We start from the raw sequence: 24,443 nt of genomic DNA, 5'->3' as shown, positions 1-24,443 counted from the left end.
CGGGTGCCTCGGGCACCGTCGTCCTTTCTGTCGGACACGCGCGTGCTCGGGAAGAGCCACCGTGCCATTTCCTGAAAATGGAGGTGCGATTACTTTACCGGCGAAACGGCTGAAATGGGGACTCTGGAGCGTGCCGCTGAGAGCGAACGCACACTACCGAGGCAGAGGGCAAAGGTGCCAGCGCGCCGCATTCCAGATCGGGAATACTTGCGCAGTGGTGGCTTCGGGATGGTCGCGCTGAGTGAAGTCGACCAGTTCATTGACGGTGTTGTCCGACGTTTGCGTCAGCACGCACGCCTTGAGAGCGATCTTTCCGGTCTCAGTGAAGCCGATATCATCCGCGAACGAGCCCATCCGCTGCTCCTCGGTGATGAAGCCGTCGAGGTCCGCGGCCCAGCGATTGAACCCGTCCTGGGTTTCGAAGTCGCAGGTCTCGCCGAAGAACTCGGCGCAATTTTGCTGGCGTCCATCGATGGCGTACGTGGGGTTCTCCTGGGGCCGATCCGTAGTTTCCGAACGATCGACGAAGATGAAGAAAAGTACAGCTCCAATAACAACAGCAACAATCGCCGCGACGACACCGGCCAGCAAACCCTTCATGCCCCTCACCTTAAACAGTCAAATAGGGTGACCGGACAGTTTTCGTGATCAAATACGTCACCATCCACCTGGGCGGGGACGGCCCTCCGCGAAGCCAGCAGGGGATTGCACTCCCAGCACCGCACGATCGGTGAACTCCTCGAGTGTGCGCGCGCCCGCGTAGGTGCACGCGCTGCGCAGACCGGAACAAATCTGGTCGATGAGGTCTTCCACGCCTGGCCGTTCCGGATCTACCCGCATCCGTGACGACGAAATGCCCTCTTCGAACAGTGCCTTTCGCGCACGGTCAAACGGCTCGTCCGCTGAGGTGCGTGCGGCGACGGCGCGCTTGGACGCCATCCCGAAACTCTCCTTGTAAGCGAAGCCACTCTCGTCCACCCGCAAGTCGCCGGGCGATTCGTAGGTGCCTGCGAACCATGAGCCAATCATGACGTTCGATGCGCCCGCCGCGAGTGCGAGCGCAACGTCGCGGGGATGGCGAACACCGCCATCGGCCCACACGTGGGCGCCGCGCGACCTGGCCGCCGTAGCGCACTCGGCAACCGCGGAGAATTGGGGGCGACCGACCCCCGTCATCATGCGAGTCGTGCACATGGCTCCGGGACCGACACCCACTTTGATGATGTCGGCGCCCGCCTCGATCAGGTCGAACGTCCCCTCAGCGGTGACGACGTTGCCCGCAACCAGTGGCACGCCCAACTCGCGATCCCGCACTGCCGATATGACTTCGAGCATCTTCTCCTGGTGTCCGTGTGCGGTGTCAACGACGATCAGGTCTGCGCCTGCATCGACGAGCGCAGCGGCTTTCGCGGCGACGTCGCCGTTGATGCCGACCGCTGCCGCGACGCGCAAGGCGCCCCGCGTATCGAGGTTGGGACGGTACAGGCCGGTGCGAAGTGCACCTGTCTTAGTGAGGACGCCTGCCAGTGAGCCATCACCGTGGGTGAGGACCGCGATAGGCTCGTGGTGTGCCTCGAGAAGGTCGAACACTTTCCGCGGGACGGTGTCGGCGTCGACGGTGACGAAGTCGGTGATCATCACGTCCTGCACCCGGGTGTACCGGTCAACGTCGGCACATGCGCGCGGCGTCAGCAGGCCGCGTGGCTGATCGTTCTCGACCACGACTGCCGCACCGTGCGCACGGCGGTTCATCAGCGTGAGGGCCTCATAGACCGCCCGGTCCGGTGTCAGGGTGACTGGCGTGTCCGCCACGAGATGACGGCTTTTGACGAAACCGATTGTGTCCGCCGCTGCCCCTGGAGGGAGGTCCTGGGGCAGAACGACAATCCCCCCGCGCCGCGCGACGGTTTCTGCCATGCGGCGCCCCGCGACTGCCGTCATGTTGGAGATCACCAACGGTATGGTTGCTCCTGATCCGTCCCGCGTTGCAAGGTCGACGTCGAACCGCGACGTCACACTCGTCCGGCGCGGGACAAGGAAGACGTCGTCATAGGTCAGTTCGAACTGTGACCCCTTCTGCGGCAGAGCTGAGTTCTCGAGGAAGCGCACGCTGGAGGCCCCTTTGTCAGTTGCTGATCTCGCTTCGGTCCCCGCTCCACTGTGTGTGGAAGTGGCCAGGCTTGTCGACCCGCTCGTAAGTGTGCGCGCCAAAGTAGTCCCGCAGACCCTGAATGAGGGCGGCCGGCAGACGTTTCGCGCGCACGCTGTCGTAGTACGCCAGCGCCGAGCTGAAGCCGGGCGCGGGGACACCGAGCTGGGCCGCGACGGTGACGACACGCCGCCAGCTCGCTGCCGCGGATTCGACGGCGTCGCGGAAGTAGGGGTCGAGCAGCAGGCTTGGCAGTTGTGGGTTGGCCGCGTAGGCGTCGCTGATCCGGCCGAGGAACTGGGCGCGGATGATGCAGCCGCCGCGCCAGATCCTGGCGAGGTCGCCCAGCTTCAGGTCCCACCCGTACTCCCGGCTCCCGGCGGCAAGCTGGTCGAAGCCCTGTGCGTAGGCGACCACTTTGGAAGCGTAAAGCGCGGAATGAATATCAGCGACGAACGATTCAACGTCGGTGCCGGGGAAGATTTCCGTGAGTGACGTTGCGAGCTCCGCACCGGCCAGACCTTGTGATGCGGCGCGAAGTTCACGGGAACCAGAGACTGCGCGCGCGAACACCGCTTCTGCGATGCCAGTCACCGGCACGCCGAGATCAAGCGCTGATTTCACGGTCCACCGGCCGGTACCTTTCTGCCCCGCCGCGTCGACAATGACGTCGACAAGTGGTTTACCCGTCTCAGCGTCGGTGTGCCCGAGAACTTCTGAGGTGATTTCGATCAGATAACTCTCGAGGACACCGCTGTTCCACTCCGCGAAGACCTCCGCCGCTTCATTGGCGGAGAGCCCCGCTGCGCTCGTCATAAGCTGATAGGCCTCGCCGATCAGCTGCATATCGGCATATTCGATCCCGTTGTGGACCATCTTCACGTAATGCCCAGAACCATCGGTGCCGATGTAGGTGCAGCACGGAGCGCCTTCGACCACCGCCGCGACGGACTCGAGCAGCGGTCCCACATACTCATACGATTCGGCGGATCCGCCCGGCATAATCGACGGCCCATTGAGTGCGCCCTCTTCGCCACCGGAGATCCCCGCACCGACGAAGTGGAGGCCGCGTTCGCGCAGCGCCTTCTCCCGCCGCTGAGTGTCCGTGTACAACGCATTGCCGCCGTCGATGATGATGTCGCCCGGCTCCATGGCGTCCGCGAGTTGCTCTATCACCGCGTCTGTTGCCGCACCTGCCTGAACCATGATGAGGGCACGGCGGGGGCGTTTCAGCGACGCGACGAACTCAGTGATGCTGGCCGAGGGGATGAAATTTCCCTCGCTTCCGTGCTTTGTCATGAGTTCGTCTACGCGGCTGGCGCTGCGATTGTGCAGCGCAACGGTGTGCCCGTGACGGGCGAGGTTGCGTGCGATATTTGCACCCATCACAGCCAGTCCGGTGACACCAATATCGGCAAGGGCGGATGTCGAATCAGATGAAGTCATATGCGATTTCCTAGCCGGCTAAGCATTCGCCCTGGCGGCCACCGGGGCGAGTTCAGGATATCGGCTATGGTCCGCGAGAAGGTGTCAGCGTGGCGCCAGGCCGAAAAGGCGGGACAATTCGACCAGCCAGGGGACCGCGACGGCGATCGTCGGACCCACCATGATCAGCGCCGCGACGGAATACGCGGCTACCGATATTCGGCCGTCATACGTTCCCTCGGCGAGCCGCCGGACGCGCACGACGGTGGAGGGGCCGCCTGCAGCCATCGCGCCTTCGGGAGTTTTGCTCGACGCACATGTCACCAGGGCGTGGGCGAGGGGCCGGGGACCTGTTGTACGCAGTGCGGCGTCGTCCGCGAGAAGTTCGATGAGCAATCGCACCGACCCGAGGGCTGTCTTGCTCCGGACGAACCGTGGGAACGCTTCATGTACCGCGGTGAACGCTTCGAGGACGAGGTCATGACGTGCCCGCAAGTGTGCGCGCTCGTGCGCGAGGATCGCGTCGAGTTCGTCGGGCTCGAGCTGATCGAGGGTGCCTTCACTCACCACGACCCGCTGCTTCAGCCCGGGGAGGCAGTACGCCATAGGTTCTTGATGTTGCAAGACCCGCAGGTCGGCTTTGCTCAGCCCGGTTAGCCGCGGATCGCGCTGATCGAGCAAGTCGACGAGCATGCGGTGGTGCGCCCGTCTGCGCCTTGTCTTGATGGCCACGCGGGCTGTGCTGTACAGCAACCGGGCACCGATCAGGACGGTGAGAGCGAATACTGAAACTGACAGCATCCACAGAGGCAGTCCGAGCGCCGAGATTTCGTCTGTCGGCGAGGTCGTGGGCCTGCCATCGGGCCCGGGTACGAGCAGCATGCTGGCGATGGCGAGACCGGAACTGAAGGCGGACAGCACGGCCGCGAGAGCGATGGACTGCCACAGGACGAGCGCGGCACGCGGTGCCCGAAGCGGCCATCGCGCACGACTGAGCAGCGCGGGAACGGGACCTGCGAGCAGCACAGCGAGCGCCGCGAATAGAGCAGCGGTCGTTCCTGTCATGATGCTCCCTCGTGCCTGGCACCGTCAGCGGTCTTTCGTCCGTTTCTAGTGTGCCTGTTGAGGGCGCGAATTAGCGAGTCCCGTTACAGCAATCACCCTCAGCGGTCGCGCCTACGGCCACGCGGAGCATCGTCACGAAGGTCGAGTGAGGCTAGCGCGTCGCGCAGGGCGGCAGCTTCACTGGGGTCAACCCGCTCGACGAAGTGCACCAGCGCGGCCGCGCGCCCGCCGGACTCTTCTGCCTGCTTGAGCGCGTCGACCATGAGTTCTGCGACGAGTTCTTCACGGGCGTTTACAGGCGTGTAGCGGTAGGCGCGTTCCCCACGTTCCTGGGCGACGAGCTTCTTTTTCGCGAGCCGCTGCAGCACCGTCATCACCGTGGTGTACGCGAGGGTGCGGTGCTCAGAAAGGGCCTCATGCACCTGGCGTACGGTCTGCGGTTCGGGCGCGGACCAGAGATGGTCCATCACTGCCCGCTCGAGTTCTCCTAGACCTGCCATTTCTCCTATTCTACGGAGTCTTCGACACATGTGCGTACTACGGGTAGTCGTAGCTACCCGTTCAGGGCGTGATATTTGTCACCGGAAGGAGGTTGGAGTGCACATGGCGTGTGCCGATGGGGACGACGAGAGGTGCGTCTGATGCGGGGTCGTCGATTACGGTGGCGCGCAGCCCGAACGCTTCTTCGAGGAGATCCGCGGTGATCACGTTGCGTGGTGTGCCCTGCGTGATGATCTTTCCGTTTTTCATCACGACCAGATGATCGCTGTAACGAATCGCGAGGTTGAGGTCGTGCAGGACCATGACGACCGTTCGCCCCATGCCGTCGTGCAACTGATCGATCAGGTCGAGTACGTCGACGGCATGAGAAAGGTCAAGGTAGGTCGTGGGCTCATCGAGCAGCAGAATGTCCGTGCCCTGGGCCAGCGCCATGGATATCCAGACACGCTGGCGCTGCCCGCCGGAAAGCTCGTTGATCGGCCGGTCCGCGAGGTCTGCGATACCGGTCAGTTCGAGCGCAGCTGACACCTCCTGCTCATCGTCTCCTGACCATTGGCGCAGCCATGACTGGTGTGGGTGCCTTCCACGAGAAACCAGATCGGCAACTGTCAGGCCTTCAGGAGCGATAGGGGCTTGGGGGAGCATGCCGAGGACACGCGCTACCTCTTTTGTCCGCATCGACGTGATGAGCTTCCCGTCGAGGATGACGGACCCTTCGCGGGGTTTCAGCAAACGGCCCAGTGCGCGCAGGAGTGTCGACTTGCCGCAGCCGTTGGGGCCAATGATCGTCGTGATACCGCCGGTCGGGATCGCGAGGTTCAAGTCCTCGATGACGATCCGGTCGCCGTAGCTCAGGGTGATCGATTCAGCGTGCAGCCGGGAACGGGGCTGCGACGCGGTGATCCCATTCGTCGGTGTCATGCCGATACCTTTCGGTTGGTGCGGATCAGCAGATACAGCAGAAACGGGCCGCCGAGCGCGGCCGTGACAATGCCCGCGGGGAGTTCAACAGGAAGCAAGGTGCGCGCCACGATGTCAGCGAGGAGAACCAGACAACCGCCGGTGAGCCCGGAAGCAATGATTGGTGGCCCCGCAGAGCGGACAAGCCGTAGCGCGACTTGCGGGGCCATGAGGCCGACGAAGCCGATGGGACCGGCCGCGGCAACGCTTGCGGCGGTGAGTCCAACAGCGCTGAGAAGCAACGTGGTCTGGGCCAGTTGGAGACGCGTGCCCAGCGCGCGCGCCGAGTCCTCACCGAGGCGGAGCGTGCCGAGCTGGAAAGCGGCGATGACCGCGATGGTCCCGCAGATCAGCACGACTGTGAGCATCGGATACACGTTGCGCCAGTCGCGTCCGTTCAGCGACCCGACCAGCCACGCTTGCGCGCGCGCGACGTCATGGATATCGGAAATGATGAGCATCCAGTACACGAGCGCCTGTCCGATCGCGGTGATGGCGATGCCGATGAGGATGATGCGAAATCCATCGACGCCGCCCTTCCACGACAGAAGAAAGAGAGCGACCGCAGCCGTGAGGCCGCCGAGCAGCGCTGCCAGCGGAAGTCCGAAGATCCCGAGGAAGCTCGCGATGGAACCGCCGGTGAGAACGATCAGGGCAACTGCCGCGACACTGGCCCCGATGCTGATGCCGAGGATGTCGGGACTGGCGAGTGGGTTGCGGGTGATGGATTGCGTGATCGCGCCAGCCACGCCAAGAGCCACACCGACGAGGACGCCTACCAGAGATCGCGGCAGCCGCAGGTCGGCGATGATGAAGCGCTCGGCGCTAGTTCCGCCACCGAGCAGAACCTCCATCACCTGGCTCAGTGCGATCGGGTAGTCGCCGCGGCCCACGTTGATACAGACGAGGAGGAACAGTAACCCTGCAAGTCCGGCTGTGATGGCTGTCATTCGTGGGCGCCACACGACGGATACCGGACCTAGGCGCACAGCGGGGCGTGTGGGGACTGTCCCGGGCGCGTCCGGCGCGTATGCGCGGATGGAGCCGGAGTTTGTGGCAGTCACAGGGTCACCAGCTTCCGGCGCCGCACGAGTGCGATGAAGAACGGCCCGCCGACGAGAGCCAGGACAATCCCAATCTGCAGCTCGCCGGGGCGGATGACGACGCGGCCGAGTACGTCAGCGGTTAGCAGCATGATGGCGCCGCACAGTCCCGCGAACGGGACGAGCCAGCGGTAATCAGGGCCCGTTATCGCCCGCGCGATGTGGGGGACGACGAGGCCAAGGAAGGCGATCATCCCGCACGCCGCGGTCGCCGCGCCGGTCAGCAGGGTGATCGCGAGGATGCCGAGCGTCCGGTTTAAAGCGATGTTTGTCCCGAGTGAGCGGGCGACGTCTTCACCGAGGCTGAGCAGGTTCAGCCCTGGAGTGCTGGCGAGCGCAAGCACGAGCCCGAGCGCGATGAAGGGCAGTACCTGGATGAGTACGTCGAGGCCGCGCCCGGCGACGGACCCCACATTCCAGAACCGGTACGCATCGAGCGATGCACGGTCGAGCAGCACTATCGCGTTTGTCATCGCCATGAGAAACGCTCCGACCGCGACACCGGCGAGAGGGAGCGTCAATGGACTCGCGCGTCCTCCGCCGACCGAGGCGAAAGCGAAAACCGCGACGCTGGCGAGAAATGCGCCGAGGAATGCGAACCAGATGAACTGAAGCGGCGACGACAGGCCCAGAAGGAAGACAGAAAGAACAACAGCGAAGGCTGCGCCCGCGCTGACGCCGAGAATCCCTGGATCGGCGAGTGGGTTGCGCGTGTGCCCCTGGATGAGTGCGCCAGCGACACCGATTGCGATGCCCACCACGATCGCGAGAAGGGTGCGTGGCACCCGGAGCGTGCGCACCACGATGTCGGTATCGATGCCGCTGGGAGTAATGAGGGCGTGGTAGATCTCGGCGAGAGTGAGTGGCCGCGCGCCAATGGCAACACTCGCGAGGGTGACGGCCACGAGGATCATCGAAAGGACTAGGAGGCCGAGCAGTCGCGAGCGGCGCAGGGCCCGGACGCTGATGTCACGCTCGTACGAGGTGAATCCGTCTGCGGTCGCAGTGGACAGGAGGACAGTTTCCGAGGCGCGGGTGAGCCCGGGAGTGAGAGCCGCCCTGAAGCCGACAGCCTGCCCCGTCCGCGAACTCCGCAGGACGAGGCCGGTCCACTTCTTCCCTAGGCTCTGGCCAGTGCGTCCGCCGAGATGGCCGATGTTCCAGCCAGTCACCGCCAAAGCGATTGTGACCGCGAAGGCCCCGAAAACGACGCGATCGGCTTGTCCGCCGCCGTACTGGTCGCTGAGGGCATTGACGATAAGAGCACCCACAGCTAGCGGTGCAGCGCAGAGGGCAGCGTCGATAACCCCGGCGCAAGCGCGCCGGGGCAGTGGCGCGGATCCGGCGGGAACCTGCTCGTACCCCCGGTGCTCCGGTAGTTTGTGCGCTCCCGCGTTATCGTCGCGCAGGTGTGTCATGGTCACAGCTGATTAGGTTACGCGAACCTAAGTATGACGCGAAACCCGAGATCACTTATGCGTCGTGCCTCTATTTTTGATGTGGTTCCATAGGCTATCCATAGTAAGTGTAGGCTTACCTCTACTTGACGACGGATAGGGTGGTGACAATGGGTGGCATAGCGCGTGCCAGCAGGGCAGTTGGGGATCGGGACACCGCACCCTTAGTGCTCAATCATCAGGATCCACAAGCGGACCTCTGCGTCCCGTTGCTTGCCAGCGCTGACCGGATGCGCGCGCTGGATCCTGAGTATCCACGCATCTACGCGGTTGCCTGGATGGCTCGTGAGCCTCGTCGGCGCTGGTGGCCGCTCGCTGCCGCGCTCTCCGAAGATCGCCTGGAACAGATGTACGCCCGGATGATGAGGGATCTCGGCAAACCTGACCTCGCTTCCGCCCAGGTCGCAAATGTCGTGATCCACGCGGTCGTGAGTCGCGTGCTGGCACTCATCGCCCTCGAAGGGCGCGCATGGGACCCCGGGATCGACAATCTGTGGCTCCACTACGACTCGGACGGCGGGGTCGACTGGGCCGGTGTGGTTGACCCAGCATTGCGTGTGCTGCACGGCGATCCGGTTGCGCGGACGAGGCGCGCGGTGGAGATGCCGTGCGAAGAAGCGCTGGTGGTGTGGGCGGCACACAGGTGCGAGACGACATTGGGTCCGTTGTTCGCGCGGATTTCCGAGTTCACCGGGGCCGATACGGAGCGCCTGTGGTCGATGGTCGGGGAGGCAGTGATAGGGACGGCAACATACGCCCCGCAGCTTGCCGGGTGCGACGATGCCGCATCGCTGCGGCGCGGACGCGGCTTCCTCGATGCACTCGCGCGGTCAGGATTGCCTGTGCGCACCCAAGCTTCACATGTCCGGTTGCGCTGGCGCGGAACGGATCCGGGTGCTGTGCTGCCGACTATTCCCGCTTCAGCATGAATGTGACAGCAATCACACCATGGAAACGAGGTCGCGGGTTGCTAATTAGGAAAGCCTCACCTAATGTTTTGGCAGAAGGTTCCGCTGGAGCCGACGACAGACCGATACAGGACCGAGCGGTGTACTGAGGGCTGCAGATACATCCGGTCCATGCCATGGTGGGCCCTGTGCGATATCACGCGCAGGGCCCACCTCTTTGTCTTCACCCGGTTTTCGTGTGGTCTGTGACAGGATGCGTCCTAGGGTGGTCCCGTGACCGGCACCCAGACACACGACGCCATCTCGACAAGGGAGGCCTGATGACCCCATCTGGCGAGGAAATAACGGAAACTGCCGTAACGGACCCGGAGTTCTACGAGCGCCTCGAGGAGGTACTCAGCCGCGGGATGGGCGAGTACCTTGGTCTCCGCTTCACAGAGATCACCCCCGACTCAGTGCGCGCGCACTGGCGGATCCGTCCTGATATGCATCAGCCCGCAGGTCTGGTCCACGGTGGCGTGTATTGCGCTGTAGTCGAAACCGTTGCGAGCCTCGCGGGTAGTGCATGGCTGGGCGACCGCGGTCACGTCGTCGGCGTCAACAACAACACCGACTTCCTTCGAGCCGTCCGTGAGGGCACTCTGCATGCACATGCGATTCCGATGCATCGCGGCCGCCTGCAGCAGTTGTGGCTCGTGAATATCACTGACGACCAGCACAAATTGATCGCACGCGGTCACGTCCGCCTGCAGAACGTCACCGACGCCGCGCGGCTCGGGGCGAGCTGAGAGCGCTGCCCTGGCCACAGGCAGTCCCGGGGCCAGGGGAGGCGGAACCCTCGGGGAGCGGTTAGCTCGCCGCGCGCTTGTCGGCCGCGGTCTTATCCTTGTCCGCCGACTTTTTTGCCTCGATCTCCTCAAGATGATCGATCGCAAGCCGGGCGGTCATCCACTGCTCGGTCACCGTGAGCTGCGCGCGTGAGTTCGTCAGGAACGTCACGGTCCACGAAAAGAGCGTCGCCGCACGGCTCTTGAAGCCGACGATGTAGACGAGGTGCACGGCGAGCCACATCAGCCACCCAAGGAAGCCGCTGATGTTGATTCTTCCGACCTGGGCGACCGCGCTGTACTTCGACACCGCAGCCATATTGCCCTTGTTGAAGTACTTGAACGGCTTCCGCTCCGGTGCTGGTTCGCCCTTCTTCTCCGCCTTCAGCTCCTGCTTGATGGTCTTAGCGGCATAACGGCCACCCTGAATCGCGACCTGCGCGACACCGGGAAGCTTGTCGAGCGACATCATGTCGCCCACGACGAAGATGTTCGGGTTCCCCTCGATGCTGAGGTCAGGTTTCACCATCACACGACCGGCGCGGTCGATCTCAGTACCCGTCTGATCGGAGAGGATCTTCCCCAGCGGGCTCGCCGCGACACCTGCGGCCCACAGTTTGCAGTACGCCGTTATGCGCTGTTGGTTGCCCTCGGCGTCCTTGATGACGATGCCGTTCTCGTCGACATCGGTGACAAAAGTGTTGAGCATGATCTCGACGCCGAGCTTCTCGAGCCGCCGGTGCGCCTTGGAACCGAGCTTTTCCCCGAACGGCGGCAGTACCTGCGGAGCTGCGTCGAGCAAGATGATCCGTGCCTCACCTGGATCAATGTGCCGGAAGGTTCCGACGAGCGTGTCGCGCGCCAGTTCGGCAATCTGTCCGGCCATCTCGACACCGGTCGGGCCTGCGCCGACGACGACGAATGTCAGTAGCTTCTCGTGCTCGGCGGGATCAGTCGAGAGTTCCGCAAGCTCGAACGCGCTGAGGATCTTGCCCCGCAACTCAAGCGCGTGATCGACCGTTTTCATGCCCGGTGCGAACTTCGCGAAGTGGTCATTCCCGAAATACGACTGCTCAGCACCAGCCGCGACGATCAAGCTGTCGAAGCCGGTCACAGTGGTGCGGCCGAACTGCTCTGAGGTGACCGTCTGGTTCTTCACATCGATGTCGATCACTTCGCCCATCAGGACCTGCGCATTACGCTGTTTGCGCAGAACGACGCGGGTGGGTGCGGCGATCTCACCGACGGACAGAATTCCGGTGGCCACTTGATAAAGCAGCGGCTGGAAAAGGTGATGCGTGGTGCGGGCAATAAGCGTCACTTCGACATCGGCCCGCTTCAGCTTCTGGGTCGCGAACAAGCCACCAAAGCCGGACCCGATGACGACGACGCGGTGCCGCTGAGTGGTGTCGGGCTGGTTACCCATTGCTGGCTCCTTCGTTCGCACTTCGGACCTACCAAGCGTAGTGAGGTCCGAACAGTGCAGCGAACCCGGACCCACATTTGGCAGCATCCCTCTCCCTCAAATTTCCCTCATTACTGAGGAAAGTTCCCTCGAATGTGTCGTGTTCCGGCGCGCGCTCCGAATGTGCTGACCGACACACTGCCCAAGCCGCAGCGGTTTCTGGCCCGAATGATGGGTATGACCGCAACCGTTCTCGTCCTCCCCGGCGGGAAGCCGAATAGTCTGCAGCGCGCACGACCCTGGCATCTGTCGTCCGTGCGGATGCGGCCTTTCACGTCCGCGATACGGGAAGCGGGAGCCGACTCAGGCATCCACGTCGTTCAGGTCCAGTACCAGGTACGCGGATGGAATCGCGGGGGTTCATCGGCGATCACGGACGTTCGCCGCGTGATGGCCGATGTACGCAGGGAAAGGCCCGGTGCGCCAATCGTCTTGGTCGGGCACTCGATGGGCGGGCGGGTTGCTGCTCACCTTGCGGCGGAGCCCGACGTCCTGGGTGTTGTCGCACTCGCACCATGGTGGCCCGGCGGTGAAGGCTACCTATTCCGGTCGGCGCAGCACCTCGCTGTCCTGCATGGGACAGCCGACAGGTGGACCAGTCCCGACGCATCCCGCAGGGAAGTTGTCGCAGCCTCGCGCCGTGGAGTGCGCGCCTCGTGGACCCCGGTCGAAAACGCCGGACATTTCATGCTGCGGCACCCAGCCCGATGGCACGCATGGGTGTGCGAGGAAGCACTGCGGATCGCCTCGCTCGCACCGTCGCAGTGATCACCGAGAACAGGACAGATCGCGATTGGCCCATCCGTTGTCGTGACTGCTCCGAATAACGCGGTAGAAGACGCGCCGAGGTTTGTCTCAGGAGGAAGTGCAGTGTCGGAACCAGTTGATCCACGCCGCCGCATCGCGGTTGTCGGGAGTGGCGTTGCGGGTCTGACAGCAGCGTGGGTGCTGCAGAAGAACGCCCGCGTGACGCTGTACGAAGTTGACGACCGTCTCGGCGGCCACGCCGACACACACGAGGTTGCCGCCGCGGGACGGACAATTCCGATTGACACCGGGTTCATCGTCCATAACGATCGCACTTACCCGACTCTGCTCCGCTTGTTCGGTGAACTGGGCATCACAACGCAACCCACCGACATGAGCATGTCCGTGCGATGCGACGGGTGCGGACTCGAGTATGCGGGCGGCAAGAAAGCCGGCGGCCTGTTCCCCGGGATGCGCATGGCAGCTCGTGGACGCTATTTGCGAATGCTGCTGGAGGTGAAGCGCTTCCACCGCGCTGCCCAGGAGGTGCTCGACAGCGCAGACGACGACACGCCTGACGTCACCCTCGGTGCTTTTCTCGAAACCGGACAGTTCTCCCCGTATTTCGTGAATCACTTCATGACGCCGCTGGTGTCAGCGGTGTGGTCATGTAACCCCGACACTGCTTTGCAGTACCCGGCACGCTACCTTTTCACCTTCCTTGACCACCACGGGATGCTCAGCGTCAGTGGCTCGCCCGCGTGGCGAACCGTCACGGGCGGCTCGCGCGAATACGTATCGAGAGTCGCCGCGGCGCTGAGCGAGGTCCGCACCGGCTGTGGCGTCCGCACGGTCCACGAGACTGAGGCCGGGGTAGAGATCCGCGATGACGCGGACGGCGCCGAGACGTATGACGCGGTCGTGATCGCCACCCACCCAGCCGATGCCCTCGCGATGCTGAAGGAACCTTCCGCGGCTCACGGTGAGGTTCTCGGCGCGATCTCGTACACGCCGAACCTTGCACGCCTGCACACTGATGAATCGGTGCTGCCGACGCTCCCACGGGCGCGTGCGTCCTGGAACTACCGCATCCCCACGTGCGACGCGCGTCCCGAGAATGTGCTCGTCAGCTACGACATGACGCGTTTGCAGCGGCTGGGCAGTCTCGACGGCAGACGCTACATGGTCACCCTCGGGGGTGAGGACCTCATTCGCGATGAGTCGGTCATCGACCAGATGGAGTACGAGCACCCCCAGTACACACCGCGTTCCCTCGCAGCACAGCAGCGGCTGCCGAAGCTGAATTCGGGTCGTGTGGCGTTCGCGGGTGCGTATCACGGTTGGGGTTTCCACGAGGATGGTGCCGCATCAGGTCTGCGAGCCGCCGAGCATCTTGGCGGTGTGTGGTGACGACTGCCCCCATCGAGACCCGCGCTGCACGCCCTGCGCGGCAGCGCAGCGGGCCACGCCGGTACCCCGGAGCCTTGTACCGCACGGAAATTCGCCACGTACGCTCGACGCCGCTAGCCAATGAGTTCATCTACCGAAGCTGCTGGTGGCTCGTGGATCTCGATCGGCTTCCCGCTCTTCCCTGGTGGCTGCGCCCGTTCGCGCGGTTCTCGTCAGCGGATCATTTCGGTGATCCAGCACGCACGCTCAGAGAGAACGTGAACAGTCTGCTACTCGACCGCGGAATCGACGTTCGCGGCGGCCAGGTGTGGATGCTCGCGAACGCCCGTGTGCTGGGCGTCAACTTCAATCCGCTGTCGGTTTTCTGGTGTTACGGGCGTGACGGTGAACTTCGGTGCGTGATCGCCGAAGTGCACAACACCTACGGCGGGCGGCACTGTTACGTCCTCGGGCCTGAAGCTGCAGGTCCGAGCGGTACCGTCGCGCCGAAAGAGTTCTACGTCTCCCCGTTCAACGACGTGTCGGGCCAGTACCGCTTGCGTCTGCCGTTCCCAGATCGTGAATTGTCCGCCCACATCGTGTTGCTCCGGTCCGGTGAAGCGCCCTTCGTCGCGTCAGTGCGTGGCACACGGGAAGACATCACACGCCGGTCGGTGCTTCGTGTGCAGCGGGAGCTGCCAGTGGCACCCCTTCGCGTCATTCTGCAGATCCGCTGGCAAGGCATCCGCCTCTGGGCCCGCGGCCTGCAAATTCAGCCCAGAAATGGCACCCCGTCCCCTCAGGAAGGTGTTTAAGTGAGCGTCGAATTTCAGGATGAGCGCTGCGCTCGCGCAGACAGCACCACTACCGTCATCGACCCGCACCGGTGGCCGGGTGTCGCGTCGGTTCCGCGACGGTGGGCACAGGGTGTGCGGTCAAGGGCGGCTCGCAGTCTGTTCACCCGGGCGGTGTCGCGCCTCCCGTTGCGTGTCGAATTCCCCGATGGCCGCATAGCGGGCCAGGGGAGCGGTACGGATTCACTGCCGCGAATGATCATTCATGATGCGGACGCGTTGTTCGCGCGGCTGGGCTCGGGCGGACTCATCGGGTTCGGTGAGTCGTACATGGCGGGCGAGTGGGACGCGTCCGACTTGGAGCGTGTCCTCGAGGTATTCGCCGCGAGCGTCGCGGACCTGGTCCCGAAATCTCTGCAATCGCTGCGCGCCGTGACGGTTCGGCGTCAGCCCCGGCGTGAACGCAACACCGCCGAGAACACTCGATCCAACATTTCGCGCCACTACGATTTGTCGAACGCGTTTTTCCGGTTGTTCCTCGATGAGACGATGACGTACTCGGCGGGGTTGTTCACCAATCCGGAAACCGCGTCGTGGGAGGAGCTAGCCGACGCTCAGCACCGCAAGATCGACCGGCTGCTGGACCAGGCCGGTGTGGGTGAAGGCACCAGAGTTCTCGAAATCGGTACCGGCTGGGGTGAACTTGCCATTCGCGCCGCCCAGCGCGGGGCGAATGTCCGTTCTGTCACGTTGTCAGTAGCGCAAAAAGAACTCGCAGACCAGCGCATCAAGTCTCTAGGGTTGAATAATCAAGTTCAAGTCCAGATCCTTGACTACCGAGCTGTTGAGGGTGAGTTCGACGCGATTCTCTCCGTCGAGATGATCGAAGCAGTTGGCTATCAATACTGGCCGACATACTTCCGCAAAATCGATGAACTGCTTGCGCCCGGCGGCACTGCTGCAATTCAGGCAATCACCATGCCGCACCACCGGATGCTGGCCACGCGGAACACGTACACCTGGATTCATAAGTACATTTTCCCGGGCGGGCTCATCCCGTCCGTAGAGGCGATCCGCCACACAACCGAGCGCGAGACGAACCTCCGGATCCGCGATCAGTTCTCGATGGGGCCGCATTATGCCCGCACGCTCCGCCTGTGGGAAGAGCGTTTCAGCGCACGCTTCGACGAGGCCCGTGCGCTCGGTTTCGATGAGGTTTTCCGCCGCATGTGGAAGTTCTACCTCTGCTACTCAGAGGCCGGTTTCGCGTCCGGCTACCTCGATGTGGAACAACTCGTGTTCAGCCGCCCCGGCGGCCCCGCAGTCCCCGCGCCAACGAAGGAGAACTGACAATGGCGGATCTCGCAGCTCCGGCAGCTCCGCTGCCAGCACGGCCGGCCGCTGAGATCATCGCAGGGGTCCTCGAACCGTTGACCGGCAGTCCATTGCCGGTGCGTATCGAAGCCTGGGATGGCAGCACCGCGGGTCCCAGCGGTGTCCCCGTAGTGGAACTCGCGTCCCCGGATGCGATCCTGCGGATGCTGTGGCATCCAGGGGAACTGGGCGCCGCCCAGGCGTACGTCACCGGTGAGCTCGACGTGCAAGGCGACCTTGGTGCCGCGCTGGACCATGTCTGGCGAGTGGTGCGTGAGCGCAACCTCCGCGCTGTCCGGCCGCACCCGCGCAACCTTGCTCGCATTGCCCGCGCAGCGCGGGAACTCGGAGTACTGCGCACAGCTCCCGAACCTCCCCGCTCGCAGGCCCGAATCCGCGGACGGCTCCACAGCCTCCGGCGTGACAAGAGGGCGATCAGCCACCACTACGACCTCTCCAACGACTTCTATTCGAAAATTCTCGACCCTCACATGGCGTACTCGTGCGGATACTGGATGTCCGGCGACCCGTCCTACACCGTGGAGGATGCGCAGCGCGACAAACTGGACCTCGTGTGCCGCAAGCTTGGGTTACGCGAAGGCATGCGCGTTCTTGATATCGGTTGCGGGTGGGGCAGTCTCAGCATCCACGCTGCCGACAAGTATGGAGTAGACGTAGTCGGGGTCACGCTGTCACGGGAACAGAAAGCGTTCGCGGACAAACGTATCGCCGAGATCGGACTCACGGACCGCGTCGATATCAGGCTCCAGGACTATCGTGAGATTCCGGATGGCCCCTTCGACGCGGTTGCGTCTTTGGAGATGGGGGAGCACGTTGGGCAGCGGAACTATCCGCGCTATGCCCAGGCTTTGTTCGAAAACGTGAAACCCACTGGCCGAGTGCTCATTCAGCAGATGTCGCGCCGCGGACGTCACCCGGGCGGCGGTCCGTTCATCGAATCCTTCATCGCTCCGGACATGCACATGCGACCTGTCGGGGAAACGATCGGCATGCTCGAAGAGGCAGGTCTTGAGCTGCGTGACGTCCACGCGCTCCGGGAACATTACGTGCGCACCGTCGACGCGTGGCATGAACAATTCGAGGCGAACTGGGATGAGCTCTGCGCCATGGTCGGTGAGGAGGTCGCCCGCGTGTGGCGGCTCTACCTCGTTGGCGGTGGTCGTGCATTCCGGGACGGGCGCATGGGAGTCGACCAGTTACTGCTGGTCCGCCCCGATAGCACTGGCGGCAGCCACATGCCCGCGGTGCGGGGACCCGCTCATGGGTGATTTCCTCGTAGTCAGCGCTGCCTCGCTCGCCGCGATCGCTGTCCTGATCGCAGTCACGGCGGTGGCAGGATTCCGGGTGGGACGTCACAACGTGGTCGACGTGTCGTGGGGGCTGGCGTTCGTGTCAGTCGCGGCGGCCGCGGCCGCCGCGGGGAGTGGCGAGCCAGCCCGCAGGCTCGTCGTCCTGGTCCTGGTCACAGTGTGGGGGGTGCGGCTGGCGTGGCACATGTTCATCCGTACCCGCGGGCACGGTGAAGATCCGCGCTATACAGAAATGCTGCAGCGCGGCAGCGGCAACCCCACGTGGCTGGCCATTCGCAAGATCTATCTAACGCAGGCGCTCGCGGCGTGGTTCGTCTCCCTGCCGATCCAGGTGGCCGCGGTCTCTGATGGTCCACTAGGGTGGATCGCCTTTGCGGGCATTTTGCTGTGGATCATGGGGCTGACGTTCGAGGCAGTTGGGGACTATCAGCTGCGGAAGTTCAAGGCCGATCCGGCGAACCGCGGCAAAGTGATGGACCGCGGACTCTGGTCCTGGACGCGGCATCCGAACTATTTCGGTGATGCGTGCGTCTGGTGGGGCATCTTCCTCATCGCCGCCGACGTGTGGCCCGGCGTCCTGACAATTCTGTCACCCGTTCTGATGACGTACTTCCTTGCCTTCGCCACCGGCGGAAAGCTACTGGAAAAACACATGTCCGAGCGTCCTGGTTACCGCGACTATCAGGCGCGGGTGAGCTTTTTCGTTCCGCTTCCGCCCAAGCGGAAGAATCGCGAACGGGCCTGACTTCAGTTTTTGGCGAGGATGACAACCGGGATCGGGCGGCTCGTCATTCTCTGATATGCCGTGTAGCGATTCTTATTAACTCGATTGACAGCTGCCCAGGCGTCGTCGTATTCGTTGTCGCCAGGACGCACGACTCGTGCGACGGCGGGGAAGACATCGCGGCCTACCTGCACCTTGACCTGCGGCTGGGCAGTGAGGTTATGCAGCCAGCCAGGGTTCTTGCTAGCGCCTCCGTTGGAGGCGACGACGGCGTAGCCGCCGGTAACGGGGGCGTAGGTCAGTGCGCTGACGCGTTCCTTGCCAGTTTTGCGTCCCTTCGTCGTCACGAGCAGCGTCGGCACACCGAGAAGCTTGTGGCCGATCCGTCCGCCACTCCGCTCGTAAAGTGCCTGGTGCGCCTTCAGCGTATTCACGAAGATGGTGCCGGCAATGCTCATTGATCCCCCTTGATCAGTCCGTTCGCCTTCAGGCTACCTGGGGAACGTCAAGGTTCTAGGCTTGAGTATAACGAGTAAAGCCTAGAACCTTGCCCGCGACGTGGGGCGACAATCCGGTTGGATTTGCCGCGCATACCGCGTGAAATCCAACCGGATCGTACCTCGGGAGCGCGTTAGGAAATGCGCGCGCCTTCTTGCGCGCCTTCCCAGCATTCGACCCCCGCAAGATCTGGCATGTCTCGCTTGGCGAAAGTTGGGTTGATGCCGCGGCGCCGTTGGTCGAGATAGTGATCGAGCAGGCGGAACGCGATCACCGATAGTGGCGCGATGACCAGAAGGTTGATCAGCACCATCACACCCATGGTGAGGTCAGCCACGTTCCACACCAGCGCGAGTGATCCGACGGACCCGAGGAACACGCATGTAATCACCGCGACCCGGAACGAATTGAGCGCGATGCGCGAATGGGTCAGGAACTGGACGTTGGCCTGGCCGATGTAGTAGTTGCCAAGGACCGAACTGAACGCGAGAAAGAAGATGACAACGGCGAGGTAGTGAATGGCCCAGTCGCCGAACTGAAGGGCGAGAGCATTCTGTGTCAGTCCGGCACCTTCCCGCTGCCCGAAATCGGGATCGGAAAGCAGGATGATGAATGCGGTCATTGAGCAGATGACCAACGTGTCGAAGTAAACGCCCAGCGATTGCACGAGGCCCTGTTTCACGGGGTGTGAAACGGCAGCAGTGGCACTGATATTCGGGACTGACCCCATCCCGGCTTCGTTTGAATAGAGGCCACGACGGATGCCGTGCATGATCGCGGCGCCGATCCCGCCGCCGACAATCTCCCGGAGTCCAAAAGCGTTCTCGAAGATCAGCACGAACATGCCGGGCACTGCATCGATGTTCATGGCAATGACCACAAGACCGAGGCCGATGTAGGACAACGCAAGGGCCGGCACTATGACCTGGCACACCCACGAAATTCGGCGGACACCGCCGAAGATCACCAGTGCCGTGAGCGCAGCGAGGGCTAACCCAAGCCCGAAAGTCACGAAAGTGGATGACGTGCCGGCAGAGTTGCTGACGACATCAGCGATCGTGTTGGCTTGCACACTGTTGAAAACGAGGGGGTAGGTGACGATGGTGACAACCGCGAATACGGCCGCAATGCGGTGCTTCCCGAGGCCACGGCTGATGTAATAGGCCGGTCCACCGCGATAGCTGTCATGGTCTTTGACCTTATAGAGCTGCCCGAGAGTTGATTCGACGAATGAAGTCGCCGCGCCGATCAGTGCCGTCACCCACATCCAGAAGACGGCACCTGGGCCTCCAACGGTAATCGCGATGGCGACACCGGCGACATTCCCGGTGCCCACCCTGGCGGCGGCCGAAATGGTGAACGACTGGAACGATGAAAGACCTTTCCGTCCGTTCTCCATGGTCAGCGATGGCTCAGAGATCAGCCGGACCATCTCGCGCCCAAGCCGGAACTGAGCGAACCTGGACCGGATCGTGTAGTAGATGCCCGAAGCCAGAAGAAGGGCGATAATCAGATACCAATAACGGTCATTGATGTCGGTAATGAAGCTGTTTAGCTGATCCACGGGACCACCTTTAGTGAAAAAGGAATAAGCTGCCCTTCGGGCATCGGAATTAAGGTACGTTACTTTCGGTGCAGCACGGCGTTGGAGCGTTTTGTTACCAGGATTTAAATGCGCTGCTGAACGGACCTTTCCGAGGATGGTGGTGTCCGGTGTATCCGTATTACGGTTTACGCATTATTCACAGGTAGCTCGCCGTCTTGAACAAGCGCGAGAAATTCGGCGTAGTCAGTCTCCACCTGGGCGGCGTAGGACGTGGCGTGGGCGGCGATGGCGCGGTCGAAGTGCTTCCCTCTCGCGAGGTACGCCCAGAGCGTGCGCGAGTCGATTGTCCGGCAGTGGGCGCGGGCAAGCAGCGCGCCGGTCAGGCGGCCGTAGTCGTCGAGATTCTTTGCGGTCAGGCGTGCCGGATCGATGTCCGCCTTGTGATTGCGGAATTGCCGCACCATGTAGTCACGGTCACCAATGTTCGTCCACCCAAGCCATGAGTCGCTGTCCGCTTGCATGATGCGGATGCCCTCGACGATGCGCTGCCCATTGTGGGTGGGCGCGGTCTCAGGAACATACGGCGCCAGCAGTGAGCGCTGCGCCTGTTTCAGTTGGAGGACGAGCGCCTCACTCCCATTCCCCTGAAGGAGAACAAGGTAACTCCGCAGCCCCACACTCCCCGTGCCCACGATCCGGTGAACGACGTCGTGAGCGCGATATCGTGCGCTGAGCGGACGTTTCGCAGGCGGCAACGTCGCGGTGTAGCGGCGCAGCGCATCGACGACGTCGGTCTCGTCTTCCGGTGAGATCCGCGTGCGAATCGGTGGGTCTTCAGTGAATGTCCATTGGCCGTCGTCGCGCGCGGTCCATCGGTCGGCGACGCGTTCGGAGGTGTTCCGCGCCGCTTTGCGCAGCGCGCGTGCGTAGTCGTCAGCTAGTGCGTCGGCCTTGGTGCGCGAGATCACTGATTCGTCGGCGAAATTGCGCCAAGCTTCGAGAAACGGTGTGGCGGAGACGCGACGAACGGCACGCCGGTACGCGCGCGCAGCGTGGCGGGCCGCGCGAGCGCATGTCCTGTCGTCGATGTCGTTCTGTCGGCCAGCGAGGATCAGGCTCGCGGCGAGGCGTTTGACGTCCCACTCCCAGGGGCCCCGGACGGTCTCATCGAAATCGTTGACGTCGATGACGATGGACCCGAGCCGTCCGCCAAAGAGCCCGAAGTTGGATGCGTGGGCATCGCCGCATAGTTGCGCGTGCAGACCCGTGACGGGTTCATGGGACAGGTCATACGCCATCAGTCCCGCGGTGCCGCGGAAGAAAGCGAAGGGGGACTGGCGCATCCGTTCAATCCGGATGGGCAGCAGGTGTTCGTCACGCCCCTCATTTGTGGCTTCCATGTAGTCCCTGACCGTCGGGCGATCGGTCTGGACCGTGAAGTAGGTATGCGCTTCGTGGGGAATGTAGTCGCGGAGATCCCGGCCCTTGTCGCGCGCCTCGGCCGCGTCGGTCCAGGAGTCGGCACCGTCTCCTGTGAACAGCGTTTTCTGGGTCCGCTCGTCCATAAGCACCACCTTGCCTCATCGGAGACTCGCGGCATCAAGTTGAGTGGAATACACTCAATTATGCGGGTGTTATGTCAAGCGAAGGTGGCTAACCGCCTCCGAGCAGACAACCAGACCAGATTGAAGGAGTGCGAAATGGCAGTACCAGCCCGCCGAGATCCTCGCCGATGGGATCCGTTCCGTGACTTCGAGGAACTGTATGACCGCCTCGGCCGATGGTTCGAAGAAGGAACGGGGGAAGCCAGCACGTGGGCGCCGTCCGTTGATATTGAGGAGACGGACCTGGCGTTCAAGGTCGACGCGGAACTCCCAGGTGTGCAGAAGGACGACATCACCGTGGAGTACCGCGACGGCATCCTGCAGATCGCAGGCGAATCCAAGGAGAAGGAACGCGTCGGCATCGTCCACCGGCGTACCCGCCGCACTGGGCGGTTCAGTTACCAGGTGACAGTGCCGACAGAAGTCGACGCCTCGAAAATCGACGCGAGTCTCTCGGATGGCGTCCTGACGGTCACACTTCCGAAGTCTGAGGCGGAGAAGTCCGTCCGAAAAATCGAAGTTCGCGGCTAGTCCACGACAGCGGCCCAGGGGTCTCCCGGGCCGCTGTCGTGCGATTCGCGCTACGGTTGTCGCGATGGATGCTGAACTTTCCGAGACACTGCCGCGCGGCGTCGTCGAGTCGATCGCGCGGCGACGGTCCTACTTGACGCTGACGAGTGATGCTCCGAGCGACTCTGACATCAGGGACCTCATCCAGGCGTGCACCTCGGTCGCCGACCACAAAGCGTTGCGGCCGTGGCGGATCATCACCCTGCGAGGTGCCGCGCGTGAACGGTTCGGGGCGGCCATAGTTGAGCACGAGTACGGCGATGCTTCGTTGCTGACAGACCCCGATAAGATCGCCGATGCGCGCAAACTCGCTGGTAAGCCATTGCGGGCGCCACTGCTGATCGCGATCGTGCACAGGTTTGTCGGCCACCCCAGTGTCCCCGAGTGGGAGCAGGTCGCCAGCGCTGCAGGCCTAGGGCACTTGCTTTCGCTCGCATTGTTCGACCAGGGCTGGGGCGTCGTATGGCGCACCGGGCCGTTCGTAAATATGCCGCGGGTAGCCGAAATGCACGGGCTGAAAGAGGGCGAGCGGCTGCTTGGATGGCTGTACGTTGGCGGGATCGACCCATCCGACGTCAAGCCGCGCAACCGCCGGATCGACGCCGCGCAACTGATCACCCGCCTGGAGTGAGCCGCTATGCGTAACTTCATCAAGCGACACGCGCAGCACCCAGATTTCTATCATGCCGAACACGCTGGTCTCGAATGGCTGCGCGCCGCTGGTCTGCCTGTAGTCGGGGTCATCGCGTTCGATGACGACTTCATCGAACTCGAGCGCCTCCAGTCCACGGCGCCCAGCCCTGTCGCGGCGCGAACCTTCGGTGAACGGCTCGCGAAGGCTCATGGAGTCGGGGCGCGTGGTTTCGGTGCACCGCCCGAGGGTTACGACGGCCAGATGTTCATCGGCACGCAGCCGATGCCGTCGGGTCCGGACGCAGTCCACACCTCATGGGGTGAGTTCTATGCGGCCGAGCGGGTCCTGCCATTCCTGCCTCGTGCACGCCAGCTCGGAATGATCACTGCGGCTGCGGTTTGGGTGGTTGAGAAGGCCTGCGACCTGGCCGCGTCAGGTGTGTTCGATAATGGAGCGGAACCGGCCCGCATACACGGCGATCTGTGGTCGGGCAACGTCATGTGGACCGTCGATGGTGCCATCGCGATCGATCCCGCCGCACACGGTGGGCACCGTGAAACCGACCTCGCGATGCTGGAGTTGTTCGGCTGCCCATTCCTCGACGAGATTATGGGCGGCTATCAGTCAGTCTGCGAACTGGAAGCGGGCTGGCAAGAGCGGATTCCGCTGCATCAGATGCATCCGCTGGCGGTCCATGCGGCGGGGCAGGGGGCCTATTATGGTCACGAACTGGAGCGCGCTGCGCGCGCCGTACTGAAGCTGGCGTGAATTCAGCGTGCGGCCGGCTAGCGTCCCGTCAGTGGCGGCACGGTAAGCCAGACGGGGCTGGCTTCACTGTGAGCCTCAAGCTCCGCGGACTGGCGTTCTGACCACGTTCGTAGCCCATCCACGTCGATCGTGAAGGGTTTCGTGGCCTCAAACGGCTCCAAATGCTCTGCTGCGCGAGTCAACAGTCGGGATGCGCCGCTGAGATTGCCGCGAGCCGCATGCGTAACGCCTACAGCAAGCTGCGCGAGACCTTTCCACAGTCCGCGCCACTGCTCGGGCGCGGACTTCCAGGCGTCTTCGAAGACTTCGTGAGCGTGAAACGGCAGTCGTTGATCGAGCAGTGCAGCCGCCTCGGCGAGGGTCTCTTCGGGCGTACGTACGCGCCCTTCTTCGAGGCGGGGAACTCCCGGAGAACCGTAGGGCAGCGGTCTGCCCAGCGCGTCTCGCGGGCGTGCATTGCGTGCGCGGCCTGACTCATCTCTATCCCGAGCCTCATCCATGCCTGTCAATTGAGTCTCCGGGTCCTCTTCTGATCCGCGTTGCATCACGACTCCATGGTTCCAGGCGCTGCCCATCCATTCGAGCCCCAAAGAGACCGCGTTAA

Annotated in this window: 24 protein-coding genes; 11 read left to right on the top strand and 13 right to left on the bottom strand. The window is 63.2% G+C overall.

Annotated elements, in window-relative coordinates; translation table 11 throughout:
• Positions 1-153: 153 nt before the first annotated feature.
• The 8 genes from AS9A_RS15040 to AS9A_RS15005 form a co-directional block, all read right to left on the bottom strand.
• On the bottom strand, positions 154-600 hold the full coding sequence (locus AS9A_RS15040; protein WP_013807922.1) for a hypothetical protein: 447 nt from the start codon (positions 598-600) through the stop codon (positions 154-156).
• Positions 601-657: 57 nt separating this feature from the next.
• Complete coding sequence (locus tag AS9A_RS15035) at positions 658-2,109, bottom strand: GuaB1 family IMP dehydrogenase-related protein (RefSeq protein ID WP_013807921.1); 1,452 nt, start codon at positions 2,107-2,109, stop codon at positions 658-660.
• 16 nt (positions 2,110-2,125) lie between these two features.
• Positions 2,126-3,595, bottom strand: a complete 1,470-nt coding sequence (gndA, locus tag AS9A_RS15030; protein WP_013807920.1) for an NADP-dependent phosphogluconate dehydrogenase — start codon at positions 3,593-3,595, stop codon at positions 2,126-2,128.
• 84 nt (positions 3,596-3,679) lie between these two features.
• Positions 3,680-4,639 (bottom strand): M56 family metallopeptidase, encoded by a 960-nt coding sequence (locus AS9A_RS15025; RefSeq protein WP_013807919.1) that lies wholly within the window; start codon positions 4,637-4,639, stop codon positions 3,680-3,682.
• Between the two features lie 98 nt (positions 4,640-4,737).
• Positions 4,738-5,139, bottom strand: coding sequence for a BlaI/MecI/CopY family transcriptional regulator (locus AS9A_RS15020; RefSeq protein ID WP_013807918.1), 402 nt, complete (start codon positions 5,137-5,139; stop codon positions 4,738-4,740).
• Between the two features lie 61 nt (positions 5,140-5,200).
• Entirely contained in the window at positions 5,201-6,061 is an 861-nt protein-coding gene (locus AS9A_RS15015; RefSeq protein WP_013807917.1) for an ABC transporter ATP-binding protein, read from the bottom strand.
• Positions 6,058-7,050, bottom strand: a complete 993-nt coding sequence (locus tag AS9A_RS15010) for a FecCD family ABC transporter permease (protein WP_013807916.1) — start codon at positions 7,048-7,050, stop codon at positions 6,058-6,060. The genes AS9A_RS15015 and AS9A_RS15010 overlap by 4 nt, the downstream gene beginning before the upstream one ends.
• Positions 7,051-7,160: 110 nt before the next feature.
• The gene (locus AS9A_RS15005; RefSeq protein WP_013807915.1) at positions 7,161-8,621 is read right to left on the bottom strand and encodes an iron ABC transporter permease; all 1,461 of its coding nucleotides are present in this window, start codon (positions 8,619-8,621) and stop codon (positions 7,161-7,163) included.
• Between the two features lie 149 nt (positions 8,622-8,770).
• Here AS9A_RS15005 and AS9A_RS15000 point away from each other — a divergent pair, with 149 nt between their 5' ends.
• Positions 8,771-9,589, top strand: a complete 819-nt coding sequence (locus AS9A_RS15000; RefSeq protein ID WP_192808157.1) for a hypothetical protein — start codon at positions 8,771-8,773, stop codon at positions 9,587-9,589.
• 386 nt (positions 9,590-9,975) lie between these two features.
• Positions 9,976-10,356, top strand: coding sequence for a PaaI family thioesterase (locus AS9A_RS14995; protein WP_237707959.1), 381 nt, complete (start codon positions 9,976-9,978; stop codon positions 10,354-10,356).
• A 61-nt stretch (positions 10,357-10,417) separates the two neighbouring features.
• Here AS9A_RS14995 and AS9A_RS14990 read toward each other — a convergent pair whose 3' ends face one another.
• A complete protein-coding gene (locus AS9A_RS14990; protein ID WP_013807912.1) occupies positions 10,418-11,821 on the bottom strand; it encodes an NAD(P)/FAD-dependent oxidoreductase in 1,404 nt (467 codons plus the stop codon).
• A 132-nt stretch (positions 11,822-11,953) separates the two neighbouring features.
• Here AS9A_RS14990 and AS9A_RS14985 point away from each other — a divergent pair, with 132 nt between their 5' ends.
• The 6 genes from AS9A_RS14985 to AS9A_RS14960 all read left to right on the top strand — a co-directional run bounded on the left by AS9A_RS14985 (position 11,954) and on the right by AS9A_RS14960 (position 18,240).
• A complete protein-coding gene (locus AS9A_RS14985; RefSeq protein ID WP_013807911.1) occupies positions 11,954-12,628 on the top strand; it encodes an alpha/beta hydrolase in 675 nt (224 codons plus the stop codon).
• 102 nt (positions 12,629-12,730) lie between these two features.
• On the top strand, positions 12,731-14,017 hold the full coding sequence (locus tag AS9A_RS14980; protein ID WP_013807910.1) for an NAD(P)/FAD-dependent oxidoreductase: 1,287 nt from the start codon (positions 12,731-12,733) through the stop codon (positions 14,015-14,017).
• Between the two features lie 11 nt (positions 14,018-14,028).
• A complete protein-coding gene (locus AS9A_RS14975; RefSeq protein WP_049793914.1) occupies positions 14,029-14,811 on the top strand; it encodes a DUF1365 domain-containing protein in 783 nt (260 codons plus the stop codon).
• Entirely contained in the window at positions 14,812-16,140 is a 1,329-nt protein-coding gene (locus AS9A_RS14970; protein ID WP_013807908.1) for an SAM-dependent methyltransferase, read from the top strand. It begins immediately after the preceding gene.
• A gap of 2 nt (positions 16,141-16,142) precedes the next feature.
• Entirely contained in the window at positions 16,143-17,453 is a 1,311-nt protein-coding gene (locus tag AS9A_RS14965) for a class I SAM-dependent methyltransferase (RefSeq protein ID WP_013807907.1), read from the top strand.
• A complete protein-coding gene (locus AS9A_RS14960; RefSeq protein WP_013807906.1) occupies positions 17,446-18,240 on the top strand; it encodes a DUF1295 domain-containing protein in 795 nt (264 codons plus the stop codon). The genes AS9A_RS14965 and AS9A_RS14960 overlap by 8 nt, the downstream gene beginning before the upstream one ends.
• 2 nt (positions 18,241-18,242) lie before the next feature.
• Here AS9A_RS14960 and AS9A_RS14955 read toward each other — a convergent pair whose 3' ends face one another.
• The 3 genes from AS9A_RS14955 to AS9A_RS14945 all read right to left on the bottom strand — a co-directional run bounded on the left by AS9A_RS14955 (position 18,243) and on the right by AS9A_RS14945 (position 21,828).
• Positions 18,243-18,677 (bottom strand): nitroreductase family deazaflavin-dependent oxidoreductase, encoded by a 435-nt coding sequence (locus AS9A_RS14955; RefSeq protein WP_013807905.1) that lies wholly within the window; start codon positions 18,675-18,677, stop codon positions 18,243-18,245.
• Positions 18,678-18,850: 173 nt separating this feature from the next.
• On the bottom strand, positions 18,851-20,281 hold the full coding sequence (locus tag AS9A_RS14950; protein ID WP_013807904.1) for an alanine/glycine:cation symporter family protein: 1,431 nt from the start codon (positions 20,279-20,281) through the stop codon (positions 18,851-18,853).
• Between the two features lie 167 nt (positions 20,282-20,448).
• The gene (locus AS9A_RS14945; protein ID WP_013807903.1) at positions 20,449-21,828 is read right to left on the bottom strand and encodes a DUF2252 domain-containing protein; all 1,380 of its coding nucleotides are present in this window, start codon (positions 21,826-21,828) and stop codon (positions 20,449-20,451) included.
• 135 nt (positions 21,829-21,963) lie between these two features.
• Between AS9A_RS14945 and AS9A_RS14940 the strand changes: the two genes are divergently transcribed.
• The 3 genes from AS9A_RS14940 to AS9A_RS14930 all read left to right on the top strand — a co-directional run bounded on the left by AS9A_RS14940 (position 21,964) and on the right by AS9A_RS14930 (position 23,839).
• Positions 21,964-22,398, top strand: coding sequence for an Hsp20/alpha crystallin family protein (locus AS9A_RS14940; RefSeq protein ID WP_013807902.1), 435 nt, complete (start codon positions 21,964-21,966; stop codon positions 22,396-22,398).
• Between the two features lie 64 nt (positions 22,399-22,462).
• Positions 22,463-23,068: a nitroreductase family protein gene (locus AS9A_RS14935; protein ID WP_013807901.1), complete on the top strand. Its 606-nt coding sequence runs from the start codon at positions 22,463-22,465 to the stop codon at positions 23,066-23,068.
• A gap of 6 nt (positions 23,069-23,074) precedes the next feature.
• Positions 23,075-23,839 carry a fructosamine kinase family protein gene (locus tag AS9A_RS14930; RefSeq protein ID WP_013807900.1) on the top strand — a complete coding sequence of 255 codons (765 nt, stop codon included), beginning with the start codon at positions 23,075-23,077 and terminating at the stop codon, positions 23,837-23,839.
• A 17-nt stretch (positions 23,840-23,856) separates the two neighbouring features.
• Here AS9A_RS14930 and AS9A_RS14925 read toward each other — a convergent pair whose 3' ends face one another.
• Positions 23,857-24,384 carry a DUF309 domain-containing protein gene (locus AS9A_RS14925; RefSeq protein WP_013807899.1) on the bottom strand — a complete coding sequence of 176 codons (528 nt, stop codon included), beginning with the start codon at positions 24,382-24,384 and terminating at the stop codon, positions 23,857-23,859.
• Between the last annotated feature and the right edge of the window lie 59 nt (positions 24,385-24,443).

Source organism: Hoyosella subflava DQS3-9A1 (assembly GCF_000214175.1).
Classification (GTDB): Bacteria; Actinomycetota; Actinomycetes; order Mycobacteriales; family Mycobacteriaceae; genus Hoyosella; species Hoyosella subflava.
The sequence above is the reverse complement of the archived record's forward strand: the minus strand, read 5'-3'. Positions and strand labels throughout refer to the sequence as shown.